The organism is Mycobacterium sp. NPDC003449, from assembly GCF_053588415.1.
In genome coordinates this window covers 1-5,563 of record NZ_JBSFPX010000302.1, presented here as the reverse complement: position 1 = coordinate 5,563, position 5,563 = coordinate 1, and the positions used below count along the sequence as shown (strand labels likewise).

The window sequence follows — 5,563 nt, the reverse complement described above, 5'->3', positions numbered from 1 at the left end:
CGGCTAAACTGCGGTTGAACGCAACCCGTCCCGTTAAGTGCCGAGCAGACACAAAACTGCCCCAAATCCGGAGATTCAGGGCAGTTTTGTGTCTGCTCGCGGTATTACTCGGCCAGGCGGTGCTTGAGGGCGTCGAACTCGTCCTTGATGCCGGTCGGCAGTTTCTCGCCGACGAACTCGAACCACTCCTCGATCAGCGGGAGTTCGGCCCGCCACTCCTCGGCGTTGACGGCCAGGGCCTCGTCCACATCGGCCGGATCCACGTCGAGCCCGCTCAGGTCCAGGTCGGCGGCCGTCGGCACGATCCCGATCGGGGTGCTGGTGCCCTCGGCCTGATGCTCGATCCGCTCGATCGCCCACTTGAGCACGCGGCTGTTCTCACCGAAGCCGGGCCACAGGAACCGGCCGTCATCGCCACGGCGGAACCAGTTGACGAAGAACACCTTCGGCATCTTGGACTCGTCGGCGTTCTTGCCGATGTTGATCCAGTGCTGGAAGTAGTCGCCGACGTTGTAGCCAAGGAACGGCAGCATCGCCATCGGGTCGCGACGGACGGTGCCGACCTTGCCCTCCGCGGCCGCGGTCTGCTCGGAACCCAGTGTGGCGCCGATGAATACGCCGTGCTGCCAGTCGCGGGCCTCGGTGACCAACGGCACCGTGGTCTTGCGGCGGCCGCCGAACAGGATCGCCGAGATCGGCACACCCTGCGGGTCGTCCCACTCGGGCGCCAGCGTCGGGCACTGCGAGATCGGCGTGCAGTAGCGCGAGTTCGGGTGTGCCGCTTTAGTTTCGGTCTCGCGAAGGACCCAGTCCTGGCCCTTCCAGTCGATCAGGTGGTCGGGCTCACCCTCCAGCCCCTCCCACCACACGGTGTTGTCGTCGGTGAGCGCGACGTTGGTGAAGACGGTGTTACCGCCCTCGATGGTCTTCATGGCGTTGGGGTTGGAATCCCAGTTGGTGCCCGGCGCGACGCCGAAGAAGCCGAACTCCGGGTTGACGGCGTAGAGCCGGCCGTCCTTGCCGAACCGCATCCAGGCGATATCGTCGCCGACGGTCTCGGCCCGCCAGCCAGGGATGGTCGGCTGGATCATCGCGAGGTTGGTCTTACCGCAGGCGGACGGGAACGCCGCGGCGATGAAGTACGCCTTGTTCTCCGGGGAGATGAGCTTGACGATCAGCATGTGCTCGGCGAGCCAGCCTTCGTCGTGGGCCATGGCCGAGGCGATGCGCAGCGAGTAGCACTTCTTGCCCAGCAGCGCGTTGCCGCCGTAACCGGAGCCGTAGCTCCAGATCTCCCGGGTCTCCGGGAAGTGGGTGATGTACTTGGTGTCGTTGCACGGCCACGGCACGTCTTTCTGACCCGGCTCGAGCGGGGCGCCGATCGAGTGCAGCGCCTTGACGAAGAACCCGTCGTCACCCAGCTTGTCGAGCGCGGCCTGGCCCATCCGGGTCATGGTGCGCATCGAGACGACGACGTACTCGGAATCGGTGATCTCGACACCCAGCTTGGGATCCTCGGCCCCGAGCGGCCCCATGCAGAACGGCACCACGTACATGGTGCGGCCCCGCATCGAGCCGCGGTACAGGTCGGTCATGAGCGAGCGCATCTCGCCCGGGTCCATCCAGTTGTTGGTCGGCCCGGCGTCGAGCTCGCGCTCGGTGCAGATGAAGGTGCGGGACTCGACCCGGGCCACATCGGACGGGTCCGAGAGCGCCAGGTAGGAGTTGGGCAGCTTCTCGTCGTTGAGCCGGGTGAAGGTGCCCGCGTCGACCAGGTGGGCCGACAGGCGCTCGAACTCCTCCTCGGAACCGTCGGCGAAAACGACACGGTCGGGTTGTGTCAGTTCGGCGACCTCGTGAACCCAGGCCAGCAGTCCCTGATGCTTCGTCGGTGCGGTGTCCAGACCGGGAATGGTCGCTGAGGTCATCAGAATTCTCCTGCGTAGGTTTTTGCCAACTCAGCCGCGTCACGACGCGGTCACGGCGGCCCCTTGGGTAGAGGTTAACGCGGGTGACATACCCACGGTGAACCAGTCTGATGTCCGATGACTCACAAGAACGATTCAGTTCTCCGCAATCGTGCGGTTACTCGTCGGTAGTCGCCGGGTCGCCGTACAGATCGGCCCGGACGGTGTCCAGGGCGCGCCGTAACGGCGGGGTCCTGCGGTCCCGCTGCGCGGCCGCCCGCGCGGTCGCGACGGCGTGTTCGCGCAGTTCGGCGTCGATTTCGGCGATCTTCTCCGCCGCCGCTGCACCCTCGGCCTCGTCGCGGGCGGCCAGGTCGGTGGTGAGGGCGGTCTCGGCGGCCAGCACCCTGGTCGCGACCAGCTCCTCGACGGCCGAACGCAGCGTGGTGGTGGTTTCGGTGACCCAGCGGTCGAGCACCGCCCGGTCGTGCAGCAGGCCGCGGGTGCTCACCACCCAGCCGGCCAGCAGCAGACCCACCACGGCGCCGACCACCAGCCCGGCGACCGCCAGCTGGGGTGCCGCGCTCACCAGCAGCCTGCTGACCGCAAGGGCCACGCCCAGCCCGAAGCCGACGCCGATCACCATCATCAGCCGGGTCTCCAGGGTCCGGGATTTCAGCGCCGGTGCCGCGATATCGGGCACCGGCGGCGGCGGTGCCGCCGGCGGCGCGCGCAGCCCCATCTCGGCCGCCACATCGCCGAGATGTTTGCCGACGCCCTCGTCGACCTCGCCGACCACCTCGTCGGTGCGCTGCCGGGCGTAGGTCTCGAACGCGGCGATCCGGCGCCTGCCGATTCCTGCGACGTCCTCCTGGAGTTCGGTGCGCACCGAGTTGCACCGATTCCTGGCGAAATACCCCAACTGCACCCTGGCCTGCTGAATCTGGCTGCGCAGCGCGATGCTGCGCTCGGTCCTGGCCAGCCTGCGGGCCCGGTTGACCTCGTCCCGGCGTTCCCGCAGCGCATCGACCCGCGCCTTACGGTCGGCTCCCGAGCCGTCGGCCCGATACCGGTCGAGCACCGATTCCAACCGGCTTTCCCAGGCCCGCAACCGATTTCGTCGAACCGTTTCAGGGTCGGCCAGCCGCTCCTTGAGCAGGTCGACCAGGTCGTCGAGTTGCGGCTCACCGAGATCGGGGGCCGCCGCCACCCCCACCCACGGCATCCCGCGGTAGCGCGCGGCCCGCTCGGCCAGCATCGCCGCATCCGCGTCACGCACCTCCCGCCAGCCCCGGTGCGCATCGATCTTGGACAGCACGCCCACCACCAGATCGGTGTATCTGGATGCCAAATCGACCAAAGCGCAGTCGGATTCGGTGAGTACGGCCGAGGCCGACACGACGAACACCACGGCCATCGGCGCATCGTCGGATACCAGGTCGGTGGATTCGACGAAGGTGTGCCCCGGCATCCGTTCCCGCAGCATCGCCAGCACGCTGGTCGCCCCGGCCAGCCACGGGCCGGTCACCAGCACGACCTCACGCGACTCCACACCCGGTGAGTTCAGTCCGGGGTCGACGGCCGCCACCACGGCATCGGCTTCTTCCGATGGATTGACGCCGGTCACCGCCCGTAGCTATCCAGGAGACGCAACGAGCCCCGCGCGATATCGGCACCGCAGCCGCGGTGCAGCGCGTTGACCGGGCCCCGGCTGTAGTGCCGCCAGTACCTGGCCCGGCGCAGCTGGGCGCCGGCATCGTCGGCGTCGGCGACCGCAAGACCTTCGGCGCGCATCACCTCGGCGGCCACCGCCATCATCGCGATGACGGTGGCGTCGGCAGCCAGGAATCGCGCGACCGCCCCGCCCGAGGGTTCGGCGGCCAGCGCGCGCAGCCGCGCCATGGCCCGGCGCGCCCTGCGGTAGCGCACTGGCGCGGCCACCGCGCCCAGCGCCGCCACCACCGCGTCGACCTCGCTGAGCCGGCGCAGCAGCGCGGGCAGTGCCTCGGCGTCGAGACCGCGGCTCAGCGCCGTGACCGCATGGGCGATGCCGAACCGGTCCAAGGTGTGCAGCAACTCGTGACGCACCTCGACCGGTACCGGATGCGCAGCGGCGAGGAACGCATCGGGTGAGGTCAGATCGGCCGGGTCGGCCGCCAGGTCCCGCAGCGCCCGCACCAGGTGCGGGCCGGGAGCCGCGTCCGCGAGCGGCGCGGCCAACGGCAGCACCGGCAGTCCGGTGCGTTCGCGCAGCGCGGTGGCCTGCCTGTGAGCGGTGCCCATCGGACCGCCGGGGCCCGAGCCGGCGACATCGGCCTTGTTGAGCACGATGAGGACCGGGGTGCCCGTCCTGAGCAGGTCGTCGAGGGCGGTCCGGTCCTCGGGTTTGAGCACCTCGGCGATCACCAGGACGACGGTCTCGGCATCGCACCCGGCATCGGGCTCGCGCACCGCCACCCCCGCCGATCGCAACGCCCGGGCGACCGATGTCACACCGACACCGCGCCTGCCCACGACGGCAACATCGATCGGGGCCGACACCTGCGCGCTGATCCTGGCCAATCGTGCGTCACCGTCACGATCGGCAAATCGCTTCAGCTCATCTGCGAAAATCTGGCGGCCTTCCCCGTGCTGCCCCGGTCCTCACCAGAATCCTGACATGCCTCAACCGTGCCGGTGAGCGCATGTTTGGCCCTAACAGGGCAAGGCAACTGTTGGGTATCAATCTGTACCACGATGCGGGCGCCGGACCGCCGATAGGCGACCATGGACGAATGCACGTGCCGAGGATGGACGTCGGAAGCGGACCGGGCGGACCGGCTCCGCACCGCCTTCCCCGGGTCACCAGCTTCCGCACCCGGCGCTCGACGCTGTCCGGCGGTCAGCAGGCAACCTGGGATCGGCGCTGGCCCGACCTGGGGATCGTGGCCCGCGACGAGCACTCCCGCCCGGTCATCGACCTGGACACCGCCGCCTGGTTCGGGCGGTCCGCACCGCTGGTGCTGGAAATCGGCTCGGGCACCGGGACCTCGACGCTGGCGATGGCACAGGCCGAACCGGATATCGACGTGATCGCCGTCGAGGTGTACCGCAAGGGGCTGGCCCAGCTGCTGAGCGCGATCGACCGGGAGGGCGTCACCAATATCCGGCTGGTGCGCGGTGACGGCGTCGACGTGCTCGAGCACGTGCTCGGCACCGGGTCGCTGACCGGGGTGCGGGTGTTCTTCCCGGACCCGTGGCCCAAGTCGCGCCACCACAAACGCCGGCTGCTGCAGCCGGCCACCATGGCCCTGATCGCCGACCGGTTACGGCCCGGCGGAATCCTGCACGCGGCCACCGACCACCTCGGCTACGCCGCGCACATCGCCGAGGTCGGCGACGGCGAGCCGGCGCTGCGCCGGGTCGAACCGGACCACGACCTGCCGATCTCGGTGTGCCGTCCGGTCACCAAATACGAACGCAAGGCCCTGGCCGGTACCGACGTGGCCGAACTGGTCTGGGAGAAACGGCCATGAGTGTGACACCCGACATCGAACCGGACGTCCAGCACGACGCCCCGGCGACCGCACCGGCCGCCGGGGTCCGCCGGGTGCTGCTGGTGTGGGACGCCCCCAATCCCATGTCCAGATTGCCGGCCCCGACGTGGCGGATCTCGC

Annotated in this window: 4 protein-coding genes; 1 reads left to right on the top strand and 3 read right to left on the bottom strand. The window is 69.2% G+C overall.

The window, feature by feature from the left end:
* Positions 1–104: 104 nt before the first annotated feature.
* The 3 genes from ACWDTP_RS37065 to ACWDTP_RS37055 form a co-directional block, all read right to left on the bottom strand.
* Positions 105–1,928: a phosphoenolpyruvate carboxykinase (GTP) gene (locus tag ACWDTP_RS37065; RefSeq protein ID WP_450028200.1), complete on the bottom strand. Its 1,824-nt coding sequence runs from the start codon at positions 1,926–1,928 to the stop codon at positions 105–107.
* A gap of 157 nt (positions 1,929–2,085) precedes the next feature.
* On the bottom strand, positions 2,086–3,534 hold the full coding sequence (locus ACWDTP_RS37060; RefSeq protein WP_450028199.1) for a hypothetical protein: 1,449 nt from the start codon (positions 3,532–3,534) through the stop codon (positions 2,086–2,088).
* Positions 3,531–4,469, bottom strand: a complete 939-nt coding sequence (locus ACWDTP_RS37055) for a hypothetical protein (RefSeq protein ID WP_450028198.1) — start codon at positions 4,467–4,469, stop codon at positions 3,531–3,533. The genes ACWDTP_RS37060 and ACWDTP_RS37055 overlap by 4 nt, the downstream gene beginning before the upstream one ends.
* A 212-nt stretch (positions 4,470–4,681) precedes the next feature.
* Between ACWDTP_RS37055 and trmB the strand changes: the two genes are divergently transcribed.
* Positions 4,682–5,422: a tRNA (guanosine(46)-N7)-methyltransferase TrmB gene (gene trmB, locus ACWDTP_RS37050; protein WP_450028197.1), complete on the top strand. Its 741-nt coding sequence runs from the start codon at positions 4,682–4,684 to the stop codon at positions 5,420–5,422.
* The last annotated feature ends 141 nt before the right edge of the window (positions 5,423–5,563 follow it).